The sequence below is a fragment of the Dyadobacter sediminis genome (assembly GCF_005860765.1).
GTDB classification, from domain to species: Bacteria; Bacteroidota; Bacteroidia; order Cytophagales; family Spirosomataceae; genus Dyadobacter; species Dyadobacter sediminis.
In genome coordinates, this window is sequence record NZ_VCEI01000011.1 from 1,512,304 (window position 1) to 1,527,202 (window position 14,899).

Annotated in this window: 14 protein-coding genes; 5 read left to right on the forward strand and 9 right to left on the reverse strand. The window is 44.5% G+C overall.

All coding sequences use genetic code 11. The features are described from left to right. Positions 1-38 precede the first annotated feature (38 nt). On the forward strand, positions 39-1,571 hold the full coding sequence (locus FEM55_RS06865; RefSeq protein ID WP_138280536.1) for a phytoene desaturase family protein: 1,533 nt from the start codon (positions 39-41) through the stop codon (positions 1,569-1,571). 2 nt (positions 1,572-1,573) lie between these two features. Continuing rightward, positions 1,574-2,824 carry an NAD(P)/FAD-dependent oxidoreductase gene (locus FEM55_RS06870; RefSeq protein ID WP_138280537.1) on the forward strand — a complete coding sequence of 417 codons (1,251 nt, stop codon included), beginning with the start codon at positions 1,574-1,576 and terminating at the stop codon, positions 2,822-2,824. A gap of 120 nt (positions 2,825-2,944) precedes the next feature. Here FEM55_RS06870 and FEM55_RS06875 read toward each other — a convergent pair whose 3' ends face one another. Beyond that, positions 2,945-4,576 (reverse strand): glycerol-3-phosphate dehydrogenase/oxidase, encoded by a 1,632-nt coding sequence (locus tag FEM55_RS06875; RefSeq protein ID WP_138280538.1) that lies wholly within the window; start codon positions 4,574-4,576, stop codon positions 2,945-2,947. 190 nt (positions 4,577-4,766) lie between these two features. On the opposite strand from FEM55_RS06875, the gene lysM reads away from it, so the two are divergent. Next, entirely contained in the window at positions 4,767-5,225 is a 459-nt protein-coding gene (gene lysM / locus FEM55_RS06880) for a peptidoglycan-binding protein LysM (protein ID WP_138280539.1), read from the forward strand. 99 nt (positions 5,226-5,324) lie between these two features. Here the strand turns inward: lysM and rplI are convergent, their stop codons facing one another. The 4 genes from rplI to FEM55_RS06900 form a co-directional block, all read right to left on the reverse strand. Then, positions 5,325-5,771, reverse strand: a complete 447-nt coding sequence (rplI, locus tag FEM55_RS06885; protein WP_138280540.1) for a 50S ribosomal protein L9 — start codon at positions 5,769-5,771, stop codon at positions 5,325-5,327. A 20-nt stretch (positions 5,772-5,791) separates the two neighbouring features. Beyond that, the gene (gene rpsR, locus FEM55_RS06890; protein ID WP_138280541.1) at positions 5,792-6,043 is read right to left on the reverse strand and encodes a 30S ribosomal protein S18; all 252 of its coding nucleotides are present in this window, start codon (positions 6,041-6,043) and stop codon (positions 5,792-5,794) included. A gap of 3 nt (positions 6,044-6,046) precedes the next feature. Beyond that, a complete protein-coding gene (rpsF, locus tag FEM55_RS06895; protein ID WP_138280542.1) occupies positions 6,047-6,427 on the reverse strand; it encodes a 30S ribosomal protein S6 in 381 nt (126 codons plus the stop codon). 140 nt (positions 6,428-6,567) lie between these two features. Then, on the reverse strand, positions 6,568-7,509 hold the full coding sequence (locus FEM55_RS06900; RefSeq protein WP_138280543.1) for a DUF8428 domain-containing protein: 942 nt from the start codon (positions 7,507-7,509) through the stop codon (positions 6,568-6,570). Between the two features lie 138 nt (positions 7,510-7,647). Between FEM55_RS06900 and FEM55_RS06905 the strand changes: the two genes are divergently transcribed. Further along, positions 7,648-8,310 carry a YggS family pyridoxal phosphate-dependent enzyme gene (locus tag FEM55_RS06905; protein ID WP_138280544.1) on the forward strand — a complete coding sequence of 221 codons (663 nt, stop codon included), beginning with the start codon at positions 7,648-7,650 and terminating at the stop codon, positions 8,308-8,310. Positions 8,311-8,314: 4 nt separating this feature from the next. Here FEM55_RS06905 and FEM55_RS06910 read toward each other — a convergent pair whose 3' ends face one another. Beyond that, positions 8,315-9,379 carry a glycosyltransferase family 9 protein gene (locus FEM55_RS06910; RefSeq protein ID WP_138280545.1) on the reverse strand — a complete coding sequence of 355 codons (1,065 nt, stop codon included), beginning with the start codon at positions 9,377-9,379 and terminating at the stop codon, positions 8,315-8,317. Positions 9,380-9,562: 183 nt separating this feature from the next. Between FEM55_RS06910 and FEM55_RS06915 the strand changes: the two genes are divergently transcribed. Next, positions 9,563-9,940 (forward strand): DUF423 domain-containing protein, encoded by a 378-nt coding sequence (locus FEM55_RS06915; protein WP_138280546.1) that lies wholly within the window; start codon positions 9,563-9,565, stop codon positions 9,938-9,940. Between the two features lie 4 nt (positions 9,941-9,944). Here FEM55_RS06915 and rodA read toward each other — a convergent pair whose 3' ends face one another. The 3 genes from rodA to FEM55_RS06930 all read right to left on the reverse strand — a co-directional run bounded on the left by rodA (position 9,945) and on the right by FEM55_RS06930 (position 14,802). Next, positions 9,945-11,228, reverse strand: a complete 1,284-nt coding sequence (rodA, locus tag FEM55_RS06920) for a rod shape-determining protein RodA (protein ID WP_138280547.1) — start codon at positions 11,226-11,228, stop codon at positions 9,945-9,947. Positions 11,229-11,267: 39 nt separating this feature from the next. Continuing rightward, a complete protein-coding gene (gene mrdA, locus FEM55_RS06925; protein ID WP_229209114.1) occupies positions 11,268-13,163 on the reverse strand; it encodes a penicillin-binding protein 2 in 1,896 nt (631 codons plus the stop codon). Between the two features lie 67 nt (positions 13,164-13,230). Continuing rightward, positions 13,231-14,802: an NFACT RNA binding domain-containing protein gene (locus tag FEM55_RS06930; protein ID WP_138280548.1), complete on the reverse strand. Its 1,572-nt coding sequence runs from the start codon at positions 14,800-14,802 to the stop codon at positions 13,231-13,233. Between the last annotated feature and the right edge of the window lie 97 nt (positions 14,803-14,899).

Here is a 14,899-nt window from a genome sequence, read left to right on the forward strand (position 1 = left end):
TAAATACCAGATTATTCACTTTTTCAATTGCCTTTTAAATGCAATCTTCCGCCAGTCAAAAAGAATTTGATTTTGTAATCGTGGGAAGCGGCCTTGGCGGGCTGGCTTGCGCAACTATTCTGGCAATGGAAGGTTTCAGCGTTGCAGTTCTTGAAAAAAACAATCAGCTAGGCGGCAATTTGCAGGTTTACAGCAGGAACAAAAGCATTTTTGATACGGGTGTTCATTATGTCGGCGGCCTGGACGAAGGCGAAAACCTTCATCAGTTTTTCCGCTATTTCGGAATTCTGGACAAACTTAAACTGTACCGGATGGACGATAACGGCTTTGATGTAATCCGGTTTGACGACGGCAGCGAATTCAGCTATGCGCAGGGCATGGACAAATTCCGGGAAAAGCTGATCGGTTATTTTCCGCAGGATAAATCGGCCATTGAAACGTACTGTTCCAAAATCATCGAAATCTGTGCCAAATTTCCCTTGTACAATCTCAGCGTTTCCAACGAGAATTATCATATGGACGGAGAAGTTCTGGAACTGAACGCATACGATTACATTGCTTCACTAACTGAAAATGTTTGTTTACGAAACGTTCTGGCCGGTTCCAATCTGCTTTATGCAGGCGTAAAGGAAAAAACCCCTTTCTACGTACATGCGCTGATCATGAAAAGTTACCTTTCCGGTGCCTATAAATTTGTTGACGGCGGCTCGCAGATTGCCATTCAGATGAGCAAATCCATCCGCCGGCACGGAGGCGTAATCCACAAGCGCAAAAAAGTAGTTTCTGCCCGTTACGATGAAAAAGGCGCAATCCGGGAAGTAGTGCTGGATAACGGCGAAACGTTTGCAGGAAAACATTTTATTTCCAACGTGCACCCGTCCGTCACCATCGATATTTTTGGTCAGGAGCGTTTTTTGGGTGTTTACAAAAACCGCGTTCAGAACCTTGAAAACAGCATTTCTACTTTTCTGGTGCACATTGCTTTTAAAGAAAACACTTTTAAATACCTCAATTACAACATTTACCAGCATCACCTGAACGACGTTTGGGACGGCGTACATTATGATGAAGCGACCTGGCCGCAGACGTATTTCATTTGCACACCCCGAATTTCACGAACAGGAGAATACGCGGATTCCATGTCGGTGATGACTTACATGAAATCGTCGGAGACGGACCAGTGGAGCGAGACTTTCAGAACGGTGGCCGAGCCCGGCGAACGCGATGAAGCGTATGAAAAATTTAAATCGGACAAGGAAAAGAAAGTAATCGCGCAGCTTGAAAACGTATTTCCCGGAATTTCGGAAAAGATAAAACACGTGCACAGTGCGACGCCGCTCACTTTCAGGGACTATATCGGCAATAAGGACGGTTCGTTATACGGCGTCATGAAAGATTCCGCTTCGCCGGCGCGGACACAGATCAATACAAAAACAAGAATTCCCAACCTGCATTTAACCGGCCAGAACATTTCCCTGCATGGAATCCTGGGCGTTACGGTAAGTGCATTTGTAACGTGTTTTTCCTTCGTAAACAAAGATAAACTCATTCAAAAAGTCAAAAATGCCTGATCATGCAAACAGTTGATGTTGTAGTTATTGGCGCCGGGCCAGCCGGAACCGTTGCTGCTTCTTATTTAAAAAAACAGGGTTATAACGTCACCATTCTGGAAAAGGAAACATTTCCCCGTTTCCAGATCGGCGAAAGTCTGCTGCCTTGCTGCATGGAGCATCTGGAAGAATCCGGGCTTCTGGAAGCAGTAAAGGCCAGAAATTTCCAGAGAAAAACGGGTGCAGCATTTGTCCGCGGTGAAAAGAAATGTGAATTTTCCTTTGAAGAACAATTTACCAAAGGCTGGACGTGGACCTGGCAGGTAAAAAGGGCAGATTTTGACAACACGCTTGCCGAAGCCGCAAAAGCCAAGGGTGTGGATGTGCATTTTGAATGTGAAGTCCTGAAGGTGGAATGCAGTGCTGACAAGCAACTTATTGAGTACAAAGATATAAACGGAAAAATTCATCAGATTGAGTCCCGGTTTATCATTGATTCCAGCGGATACGGCCGCGTGCTGCCCAAGTTGTTTGATCTCAGCAAACCTTCGGCATTTAGCCCAAGAGGAGCTGTTTTTTCTCATCTGGAAGACAAGGAACGTACTGAAAAAGCAGGAAACAACATATTCGTACATTCATTTGACGACAACAAATCCTGGATCTGGGCAATTCCTTTTTCCGATGGCTCCACTTCCGTCGGCATTGTCGGAAACAAAGAGAAAATTATAGAGCTGGCTGAAAACGGCGGCGAGAAGTACAAAAAATTTATCCGTGAGTTCCGAGACCTTGAAGGTCGTTTCAGTGATTCGGATTTTAAATTCGAACCGCGCCATATTCTGGGTTATTCCATTGGTGTAAAAAAAATGTTCGGCGAAGGATTCGTGCTTTCCGGAAACAGCACCGAATTTCTTGACCCGATTTTTTCATCCGGCGTTACTTTTGCAACTGCTTCGGGTTTACTTTCCGCAAAAATGACGCACAAACATTTACAAGGTGAACCTGTGGACTGGAAAAAGGATTATGAAGATGTAATCCAGAAAGGGATCAATGTTTTCAGAAGTTATGTTACCGGCTGGTATAATGGTGATTTTCAAACAATCGTGTTTGCCAGTAATATTGAAAAAGGCATTAAGTACCAGATATGCTCTGTTCTTGCCGGTTACGTATGGGATGAGACGAACCCGTTTGTAAAAAAGCATGATTCCATTTTGCAGACATTGGCCAAAGTCATCAGAATGGATGAAAAAGACTTTAAAAGTTCGACTGTATTTTGAAGCTGTTGGCTTTTAGCTGTTGACGGTTAATCTCAGATTCAGCATGAATAAGAAATCCTTTCGGTTTTAAAACTGAAAGGATTTCTTTGCTTGATTAAGCTTCATTATTTAAGTAGATCGTTAACCGGCATCTGATATATATTTTTTTAATTCCGCCGAATAACCTGCAATTTGCTTTTGCTTTTCTTCTTCATTCCAGCCAAGTGATTTTGACATCAGTTCCGCAACAACCGGCAGACAATGCAGCGTTTCTTTCCAGTCTGTGATTTCCAGACGTATCCTTCTCGCCAGAAAATCTCTGGGCGTAACAATCATTTCATGCTGAGTGCCATAAACTACTTCCGCTTTGATGTACGGATAGCGAGCGCTGAGCCGCTGTTTCAATGCCGGATCGTTTAAAGTCAAAGCACCTATCTGTATTGCCCTTGAGCCGTATTTTCTGACAAGATGCCTGCAGATATCTTCTTCAAATCCAAAATCCGTTTGTAATTGTTGCCATAGTTCGGGATTGTAGTTTTCCCCGCCTGCCAAAGTATACTGATCTGTTACACAGCTGTTTTTCTTTGCAAAAACTTCATCAGCCACATCAATTGTATCTTTTGCCATCAGCCGGTATGTTGTCCATTTGCCGCCAAGCAAGCTTATCAAACCGGAATGACTGTCAACCTCAATTTCATGGTCTCGCAACAGGCTTTTTGTAGATTTGGAAGGATCGGCAGAAAGCAATGGCCTCAAACCTCCGAATCCGGCTTTCAGCTGTGAAATGTCGATTTTTCTGGCCAGATATGGATTCAATGTATCAACTAAATACTGCTTTTCTTCCTGATTCAAAGTCGGTTCCGCATTTATGTCCTTGCATTCCGTATCCGTAGTCCCGATGATCATGGCGCCTTCAAACGGAATTGCAAACACAACTCGTCCGTCAGAAGTTTTTGGGATCAGCATCGCATATTCGCTGTTCAATGTTTCATAAGGCAGCACCACATGCACGCCTTTGCTTGGGCGTATCCGTTCCGGCAGCTTCGGATTTGCCGCCAACCTGATTTTATCCGAAAAAGGCCCCGTACAATTGATGACCATCCGGCTTTTGATCGTAAAGGAATCCCCGGATTGCATATCGCTGACCGTTACGGCATTTATCTTTCCTTTCTCATCTTTTTCAAAGCTGTTCACCTCGATATAATTCGCAGCAACAGCGCCTGCTTCCGAAGCCGACTGCACCAATGCAAGGCAGTAACGTGCGTCATCGAGCTGCCCGTCGTAATAAAGCACACCGCTATGGAGCGTTTTCCGGTCCAGCGAAGGCATTTTTTCAAGTACTTCCTTTTTACTCAGCCATTTACTTTTCGGAAGCGAATCCTTTGTTGCAAATGTGTCATAAATCTGCAATCCGACTTTATAGTACAAACCTTCAATCCAGGAATTTACCGGCGTCAGCAACGCCAGTGGCCGGGCCAGGTGCGGCGCATTGTTCAGAACGATATGCCTTTCTTCCAGCCCGTGTTTTACCTGTTTCAACTGCGCAAAATCCAGCTTTTTAACAGCTTGCTCGAGATATCTTACGCCTCCATGGATAAGCTTTGTCGATCTGGAAGAAGTTTCGGAAGCAAAGTCCTTTCTGTCAATAATGGCCACTTTATATCCGCGTAAAACAGCGTCCAGTGCACATCCGGCACCGCTGGCTCCTGCCCCTATAATGCAGATATCAAATTCTTCACTTTTAAGTTTTTCTAGCGATGTGTTGCGGTTCATTTATTTTGCGATACGGGCCGGCGTTGTTTTTACCTGCTGTAAAAGTACAAAGTGCAGGCTGAAAACCGGTTTAAGCCTCCGTTATTTATAGATGATGCTGGTATAATAATTGCTCTTGCTTCAATATGGTTCATTATACCAGTTTCAACAACAGTAATTCAATTAATCACTCAAGCAAAATCACTAACTCATGGGCTTATTATCGTTTTTAAAAGGTGTCGGAGAAAAAGTACTTAAAAAAGAAGAAACGGCTGCGCCTACTCCTGAAACTGAACCGCTGAGAGCAAGCGCATTACTGGCACACGTCAAGTCACTTGGCCTTGCATATAACAAACTGACTGTGAAGACATCCGGTGATACCGTCACGATTGAAGGTGAAGTCGCCAAACAGGAAGATGCAGAAAAGATAGCGCTTGCCGTCGGAAATGTGGAAGGGGTTCAGTTGGTCGATAACCGCCTGACTGTCGCAACACCGTCTCCGGAAGCAACGTATCATACGGTTGAAAAAGGCGATACGCTTTCCAAAATTGCGCAAAAAGTATACGGCGATATGATGAAATATCCGGTTATTTTTGAGGCAAACAAGCCAATGCTTTCCGATCCTGACAAGATTTATCCCGGACAGGTTCTGCGCATTCCCGCGTTATAAGTATCTGTGGTTTATTAGAAATCAGATTTTTACCAGTATAGATAAAGAAAATGGCAACCCTTCCGGATTGCCATTTTCTTTATCTGAAAACATCAAAAATTAATCTTCCGCTGCAATAACGTTCAATGTAACTTTGTGCTTAACTTCCTTATGCAGATCAATCAGTGCAGAATAGGTGCCTACGGATTTAACATCATCAACCGTAATTTTCTTACGATCAATATCAAAACCTTTTGATTTCAGGATATCTGCAACCTGCGTATTGGTTACGCGTCCGAAAATACGGCCGCTTTCACCTACAACTGTACGGATGTCGATTGTCATGTCGCCGATTGCTGCTGCAATGTCTTCAGCATCTTTTTTAAGCTTTTCTGCCTTGTGCGAAGCCTGACGCACGTTTTCAGCAACGATTTTGCGGTTAGAGGCGTTTGCCAGTAATGCAAATCCCTGAGGAATAAGGTAATTACGTCCGTAACCTGCTTTCACATTTACGATATCGTTTTTATAACCTACACCTGCAATATCAGTGATTAGTATGATTTCCATTGTTTGTAGCTCTGTCTGTTTTATTTCAATTGATCAGCAACAAAAGGCAATAAAGCCAGATGACGTGCTCTTTTTATAGCCTGGGAAACTTTACGCTGATATTTCAGGCTTGTTCCTGTCAGACGGCGAGGCAAGATTTTTCCCTGCTCATTTACCAGTTTAAGTAAAAAGTCAGGATTCTTGTAGTCGATGTATTTGATGCCGGATTTTTTGAAACGGCAGTATTTTTTGCGGTTAATATTTTTCTCAACCGGTTCGTTTACGAGTGACATAGCTTATGCGTTTTCGGTTTTTGATTCAGTTGATTCTTCTCTTTTCTTTCCAACCAGTCCCTTGCGTTTCTTTTCGTTGTAAGCAATGGCATGCTTGTCAAGAGAGATGGTCATAAAACGCAGAATGCGTTCGTCACGACGAAATTCGGTTTCCAAAACGTCCACAACGTTTCCTTCCGCCGCAGTGTATTCCACTACATGGTAGAAACCGGAGTTTTTCTTTTGAATCGGGTAGGCCAGCTTGCGCAATCCCCAGTTTTCTTCATGTACAATCGTTGCACCGTTTGCAGTGATGATTGTCGTGAATTTTTCAACGGCGTCCTTTGCCTGGGCCTCAGACAAAATGGGAGTCAGAATGAACACCGTTTCATATTGCTTAGACATACGGTAATTGATTAATTATAAAATTGTAAATAAAACCCTCATTCCGGCACAACTGCCAAAATGAGGGTGCAAAAATAAGGCTTGGAATTTACAATTCCAAGCCTTGTCATGACTTAGCGTCAGGTTATTCAGCCTCGGCGCTACTTTACCGTAAATTCGCCCTGACCGATCTTGAAGCCTTCGGTATATACTTCAATAGAATATTTTCCATCTTTGAGCGGAATGCCGCCGCGGCCATAGAAAATGTCAACAGACTGACGGGAATTATTGAATGCAACGGTTTCTTTGGAACTGTAAATCAGCTCCTGGCCATTATACATAAACGAACCCGAGCCCGTTGCCATATCGGATAAAACGGCTCCGTCCGGATCCAGGATACGCAGGTAAATTTCCTTGTTGTTCTGCTGTGCAACGGCATTTTCTCCCAGCTGAAAGTTCACTTTCAGTTTATCAATCCTTTTTGACCTGTATTTTCCGCCTTTGCTTTCCTTTCCTTTGGACGAAAGTGCATTGACAGTCAGGTTTTCGGCACGTAAGGCAGAAGCAATATTCACCTTTTCACTTAATTCCCTGTTTTGTACCGAATAACTCGTGACAGAATCTGCAAGCTGCTGCCTTTCGGATTCCAGGCCGGTTACTTTCTGGTTCAGTTCTTCATTTCTGGAAGTGGCAACGCCAAGCTGTTGCCTCAGCTGCGTGATTTCACTGTCCTTTTCAGATAAAATGGTTTCGTAAGACTTGATTTTCTTGCTGTAATTGGCTGCTGAATAAGTATTGGCGTTTTTCAGTTCACGCTTGTCCTTTTCAAGCCTTTCCTTCAAAACCACCAGTGAATCCACGCTTCCGCCCAGTTTCTGGATTTCTGCAATTTTAACATCCAGTTCTGCCGATATGGAATCCAGCTTGGTTTTTATAAATAAAACTTCTTCTGTTTTGGCTGTAATAATTTCGTCCTTGGCTACATTTTCCTGTTTTTCATGATATATAAAATAAACAAGCACGAGATTAAGCAATAACAATACAGCCAAAGCGGCCCATAAAAGTGTTTTTCTATCTTGCTTTTGTTCTTGATTATAGTCCATACAGAAGGTTAATTTTTGAAATTAGTTGGTAAAAGAACTATGTTTTTTTCAATTTTGAAATAAGTTAACGCCGATTTCTGTTGCCTTGCCTATTTTTTCAGTTTATAATTCAGCTTACCAAAATCTTATTCAATTCTGATGCCTTCCATTGCAGAAAACATTGCACAAACAGAAAGCCGCCTTAAACCGGGAACCCGACTAGTAGCAGTAACGAAAACCAAGCCTGTGGAAATGCTCCTGGAAGCTTACAATGCCGGATCCAGACTGTTCGGGGAAAACAAGGTTCAGGAAATGGCTGCCAAATACGAAGCACTTCCGAAAGACATTGAATGGCATATGATCGGGCATTTGCAAACCAACAAGGTGAAATACATGGCGCCTTTCGTGTCGCTGATCCATTCCGTTGACAGCCTGAAACTCTTGAAAGAAATCAACAAGGAAGCGGCAAAAAACGACCGCGTTATTCCTTGTCTTTTACAGATTTTCATTGCGCGTGAAGAAACAAAATTCGGATTATCCGAAGAAGAAGCCGCGGAAATCCTGCAATCCGAAGAACTGCAATCCTATAAATCAGTTATTATCAGCGGATTAATGGGAATGGCTTCCAATACGGACGATGAAACGAAAATCAGGGCTGAATTCCGCGGATTGAAAAGTCTGTTTGATTCCTTTAAACAATTTGAATCCGATCAGATCAAAATGCAGGAACTGTCGATGGGAATGAGCGGCGATTATCCGATTGCGGTTGAAGAAGGAAGTACACTTGTGCGCGTCGGAAGCGCTATTTTCGGTTCAAGGTAAAGCATCAATTCTGCTTTTCAACTTTGCGGCTGTTCAGAACAGACGCTACTTTTTCACGCACAAACTCAAATGAAAGCGCGGAACACGGCATTCCTTCCTGACGGACAAAGAATGCATTTTCCTGCCGTCCATAACTTCCGGAATACGGATTATACTGTGGAAAATTATTGAGCGAACCCATTAAAACAATCCCGAAAGTGCCCGTTGCATTACCCAGATGTGACGGGCCACTGTCCAGACCAATAAAGAAACTGGCCCGGCGAATAACTTCCGCTGTTTCCAGAATAGACAACTGACCGCACAAATTACGGTATGCCCCGGCTTTGATTTCAAGATTACTTTTCAGCCCGATCTCCACAATTTCATAGTCATATTGATCCGCAAGCCACTGCACCAGCTTTTCCCACTGTTTAGCCGGCCAGTCTTTCGGAGCATAATTGGACTGACAATGAATGACAATGAATTTTTTATCCAGATGCAGAGAATCCACTTTTTCTGTATGTTTTTTCTGCAAATAAAGCCTGGGCTGATCATCAGCCGGAAATGCCGTTTTTGCCGGGATCAGTCCGCCGGATTGCGCAAATACTTCCAGCAGATTTCCGTAATCAAAGTAATTGTAAATGTTTATATCACGCTGTTCCGCCACTGGATTTTCAACATAAACCTGACATTTAGGGCAGTGATTATTGTTTTTAAACTGCAACTGAAATACTTCGTCAAATACGCCGGTTTTAAGCAGTACTTCCCTTTGCGTCACACAAAATTCCTGCAAAACTTCGTCAATGGCCGGGTTAAAACCGACCAGTTCGTTAAAAGCAGGCTTTACAAACCATACCATGTATGCATCCGGGTACAACGACCTTACATACCGGGAAATCGGCTCGGCCGCTACAATGTCGCCAAAATGTTCCGTACGGATCACAGCCACAAGTTTCTGGCCCTGCTTCAATTTGCTTTTAACCGTTTTAAAATGAAGCCCGGATCGATAGCCGAATAAATTGGCTTTCAGAATATGCGAATATTTATGATAACGGTGTGTCCAGAGCTGGATAAAGCGTTCTAACTTCATTTTGGATTTATTTCCGCTATCAACCGCGTGCGAAACCGCTCTATTTTAAAAGCGCGCAAGATAATAAAATAGATTTAAAGAGTTGGTTCTGCCTCCATCGCGGCCTAACTTTACCGCCGGACAGCTGCCCGGAACCCGGCTGCAGTTCCTTAATTTTTAAAAAAACGATTGATTAGAAACAATATGAAATTCATGATTCAGGCTGGCGGAATTCTTGGGGCTCTTGCCGTTGCACTTGGCGCTTTCGGCGCGCACGCATTAAAAGGAATGCTGGAAACTTCGGGAAGGGCGGACACGTTTGAAACAGCCGTCAAATACCAGTTTTATCATGCTATTGCAATGGTTTTGGTCGGAGTACTGATGCAGCGTGCGGGCGCGGATGCAGTTCGTCTGCTGGGCTGGTCGGGCAATGCCTTTGCGATCGGCGTGATTATTTTCTCCGGATCGCTTTATGCAATCTGTTTTACGGGTATTACAAAATTTGGCGCAACCGCACCGATCGGCGGCGTCGCGCTCATTATCGGATGGATTCTGCTGATTATGGCCGCAGGAAAATTATAATCGCCTAACCTCTGGAAAGTGTAAAAGGCCGCTGTGCATCTATTTTCAGGAAAATAAAGAGCAGAATTGAAAATGACCACAAGGAAGAACCGCCGTAACTGAAGAACGGCAGCGGAATCCCGATGACCGGCATCAGCCCGATGGTCATGCCGATATTGACCATAAAATGGAAGAAAATAATTCCTGCCACACAGTAACCGTAAACCCTCGCAAAGCGGCTTCTTTGCCTTTCGGCAAGCACGACTAATCTGGAAATCAATGCAATAAACAAAACGACCACAACTCCCGACCCGATAAATCCATGCTCTTCCCCAACGGTACAGAAAATAAAATCGGTACTTTGCTCGGGCACGAAATCGAACTTGGTTTGTGTTCCCTGTAAAAATCCTTTCCCTGTAAAACCACCCGATCCGATTGCAATTTTGGACTGGATTACATTCCAGCCGATTCCTCGCGGATCAGAATCCGGGTCGAGCAAAACCATAATGCGGCCGCGCTGGTGCTTCTGAAGCACATTATTCATGAAAAAGTCAACGCCGAAAACAATCCCGATCATGACCACGGCAATCAGTATCGTTGCCCAGAGCCCTCCTCTCCTTCTCGTCATCACCGGCATCAGCCAGATTACCAGTCCGGCAATCACGATAATGGCGGCAGCAATATACCATTTGATAAATAATAACGTAATAATCAGCAACGCAGCCATGACAATGCCGATCGCCGGGATAAACCCGGGCATTCCTTCGCGGTAAAGAACAATCGCAAAAGACGCAAAAACCAGCATGGAACCGGTTTCATTGGATAAAAGGATCAGTAAGGCGGGAACGGCAATGATGCCCATAATCGGATAATAATCTTTCAGCTTGCGCGTAAGACTGATTGCGGGATCGCTTAGATATTTGGAAATAGCCAGACTGATGGCCAGTTTGGAAAATTCCGCAGGCTGTAACGAAACCGGCCCGAACTTGATCCACGATCGGGAACCATTGATGTTGGAACCCGCAAAAAGGACCATAACCAGAAAGAAAATCACTACTGCATAAATGATGAACGAGAACGTCTCGTAAAATTTGTAGTCAATCACGAGGATACAGATAATCAGAAGCGCTGCGGTCCCGATCCACATCAGCTGCTTGCCGGCATTGTTGTTGAAGTCAAACATGCTGGTATTCACCTCCGGATTGTAAACGGCCGCGTAAATATTAATCCACCCGATCATCAGGCATGCAATGTAAATGAGCACAACGACCCAGTCTACATTTTTGGTTATGGGCTTGGTTTCCGACATGTTCTGAATGATTGTAATGCTGAATGTTGATTGTGTTGCTTACGGCCTGGCTGCGGAAGGCTTGGTTTCAGTCACCGGCTTCTTTTTTGTCGTGTCCGCAGGTAAAGGCTTCTTTTGTCCGGGCAGAATCACTTTGCTCATCAGGTCCGATTTCATCATTCTTTCTTCAAGAGCCTTGTTTGTGACTTTCCGCGTGAGGTATTTTTCTATGATCAGGTTGGCAATCGGAGCGGCAGCCGAACCTCCGGCGCCGGCATTCTCAACAAAAACAGCAATGGCAATTTTAGGATCTTCAACCGGTGCAAAGGCAATAAAAATGGAGTGGTCATCTCCCCTTTTGTTCTGCGACGTTCCCGTTTTTCCTGCAATCGTAATGCCTTCCACCCTTGATCTTCTCGCTGTTCCGCCTTCCACTGCGCCGATCATTCCTTCAATGACCGGCTCAAAGTTGTGCGGCTCCACGCCTGTTTCATGCCTGACCAGGTATTCAGGATTCACTTTCTTCTTGTCGCCGATCCCGTGAATAACATGCGGCGTATAAAAATATCCTCTGTTTGCAATAATCGCCGCAACGTTAGCCATTTTCAACGGCGTGATCAGCAGTTCGCCTTCTCCGATACTCAATGAATAAATGTTGGAAAACTTCCATCGGTACTCGCCGTAAAACCGGTCGTAATATTTTTTGTTCGGCAAATTCCCTTTGTACTCGCTCGGAAGGTCAATACCCAGTCTTTGCCCGATGCCGAATTTGCTGATCTGATCGTGCCAGTTGTCCAGCCCGACAGCAGACGCTTTGAAAGTATTTTTAATATTGTTCTTGTAAATGATCCTTCTGAACACATTGTAAAAATATGGATTGCAGGAATGCATCACGCCCAGCGCAACGGTTCCGGTTGCCGGATGATTATGGCATCCAACGGGGCAATTCGCATGCGTAAAACCGCTTCCCGGCGTAATCACGCCTTCCTGAAGTCCGATCAATGCCTGAATCAGCTTGAAAGTGGAACCCGGCCTGTAGCTCGCCATAACCGGCCGGTTGAACAGCGGTTTGTAAGGATTTCGTGCAAGCGCCGCGTAGTTTTTGGAAAAATAACGGCTCGCCAGAATATTGGGATCGTAAGTCGGGGCGGAAACCATGGAAATAATCTGCCCGGTTTTAGGCTCGATGGCAACGACGCTTCCCACTTTGTTCATCATCAAACTGTCGGCATACTGCTGCACTTCCAGATCGATTCCGGAATAAAGATTTTCTCCGGCGACGGCCATCGTGTCCAGTTCCCCGCCTTTCCACGGGCCTTTGTACACGCCGCTTACGTTCTGCATCACAAACTTGGTACCGCGTTTTCCGCGCAGTTCATTCTCGTAAATTTTCTCGATTCCGCTTTGCCCGATGTAATCACTCTGACGGTAATAAGGCTCTTCCTGCTTTTCCAGCTGTGTTTTTGTAATTTCACTGACGTAGCCGAGCGTGTTGGCAAGCGTTGGCGCCGTATAGGTCCGCAGCGAGCTTTTAGCAAATTCGAAACCGGAATAATCGACCATAATATCCTGAATGGAAGCAAAATCTTCTTTGGAAAGCTGCCGTAAAAACAGCGACGGTTTCACCCGGCTGTATGCGCTGGCCGCTGCCATCAAACTGTCAAAATCACTTCTTTCAATGCCCAGCACCTGACAAAACCGCAAGGTATCGTCTACACGGGCTTTATACGGCGTTACCAGCAGATCATAAACCGGCGTGTTGTATACGATGAGTTTTCCGGTTCGGTCGTAAATCTGGCCGCGAAACGGAATTTCGGTCACACGTTTGATGGAGTTGCTCGATGACTCAATGGAGTAGCTGTCATCCAGTACCTGTAGGTAGAAAAGTCGCAATAAGTATGTTAGACCTATTAAAGCAAAAAAACCAATGATGACAAAGCGACGATTTTCAAGCATCCTGCACTTATATTCCTGTTCTCAAATTTCATACGAAGATCGTTACATCGCAGGACTTATCAAAGCCCTAACTGCCTTTCGCAACAACCATTATTATATCTTCCTTGTCCACAACCACGGCACCGTCGGGCAAACCCTTCGGTTTTCTCACATATTTTTTGGGTGTATAGATCACCGGGCAAAGCGAATCGTTTTTCCGTTTGGAGTAAAAAGCGGCCAGTTCTGCGGCACGTTCGATCACCAGTTCCGGAAAATTGCGCCCGGGCTGGTTTTTAATGATAACGTGTGAACCGCTTACATCTTTTGCATGAAGCCATAAATCGTCTTTGCCCGCATAATGTTTCGTTAGCAGATCATTGTTCTTCGCATTCCGGCCAATCAGAATCGTGTAACCCAGAAATTCTTCCTTTTTGAAAAGCTCGTCCTGTGAAACCGGCGCTTTCGACTGGTTCAATCCGCATTTTTTGACATAAGCCCGCAGCTCACGCAGCGAATCCATCTTTTCAGTAACGGCAAGATGCTCCTGCAATTCTTCCAGTTCAGCCATTCTGGCTTCGATACTCTCGTTCAGTCTGGCAATTTCGATTTTTTCGTTTTTTGCTTTCCGGTAAAATATTTCAGCGTTTTTCTGTGCCGACAAATCTTTTTTGAGCTTGATCAGAATGGGTTTGTCGCGGTAAAAATCATACAGTTCTGCTTTCTCCGTCCTTTCAGGAATGGCATGCATGTTGGCCATGATGATGTTTCCCAGCTCTTCATTTTTAACGGCACTTTCCAGTTCAGTCAGTTTGTCAAAAGTATTGCTCAGGTAATTGTTAGTCTGCTGAATACGTTTCCGCAATCTTCGGAGCAGGTCTGATTTTTCCTTTTCAAGCCCGTCGAGCCGAACGTAAGCCATGTAAAATGCATTCAGTGCCTCGACCGGGTCGTTGTATGCTGCAATCATTTCACCCGCTTCGATCAGCGACAAAACAGGAACCAAATCTATTTTGGTCAGATAATAAGGCGGCGATTCCAGCTTTTCCAGAAGCTCAAGAATAATCTGCCATCTTTCCGCAGCGGACTGTTTTCCTTGTAGAAGTCCGGAAAGGTGTGCGTTCACCAGTTTTCCGAAAGTAGGAAAAATCGCTTCATGCCGCATGTCGTTGCGTACATATGCTTCAAAAGACTGATCAATATGCCTGTTGAGCGATTCAATCGTAATGGATTTATCAGCGGCCAGCTTATTGTTGAAAAGCAGCGTAGCATTTCCGTCCGGATCAAAAGCAATGAGATTGGAACGGTTGCCGAAAAGCTTGAAAACAAGTTTTTGTCCATCCTGAAAACGGATCTGAATGGCTCTTTCATTTTCGAAAACAGATAAAAATTCAACTTTATTTCCGCTTAAACCGGTAAAAAGGTTCACACTGTTTTTCCGTGCGCGTTCAAATTTATCCGGAAAACTGAGGCATGCAAAATTCGATTTCAAAGTCGCTTTGATCAGGAACGGATTTGAAAGTTCCTCAGCCGCGGGCGCATCTGCAAACACCAGAATGATTTCGTCTTTTTCCTGACTGAATGCTTCAATAAAGATTTTTCCGGCAATTCTGCGATGAAGCGCCGGAGCGAGCTGTTTTAAAAAATAATAATTCTGGTGCACAGTAACTTTGGTAATTTACAAGGCAAAATTAGACAGAATTTATCCGGGAACCAGTTTACCGCAAACTTTGGCTTTTCACAAGGATCAGGGAACAACG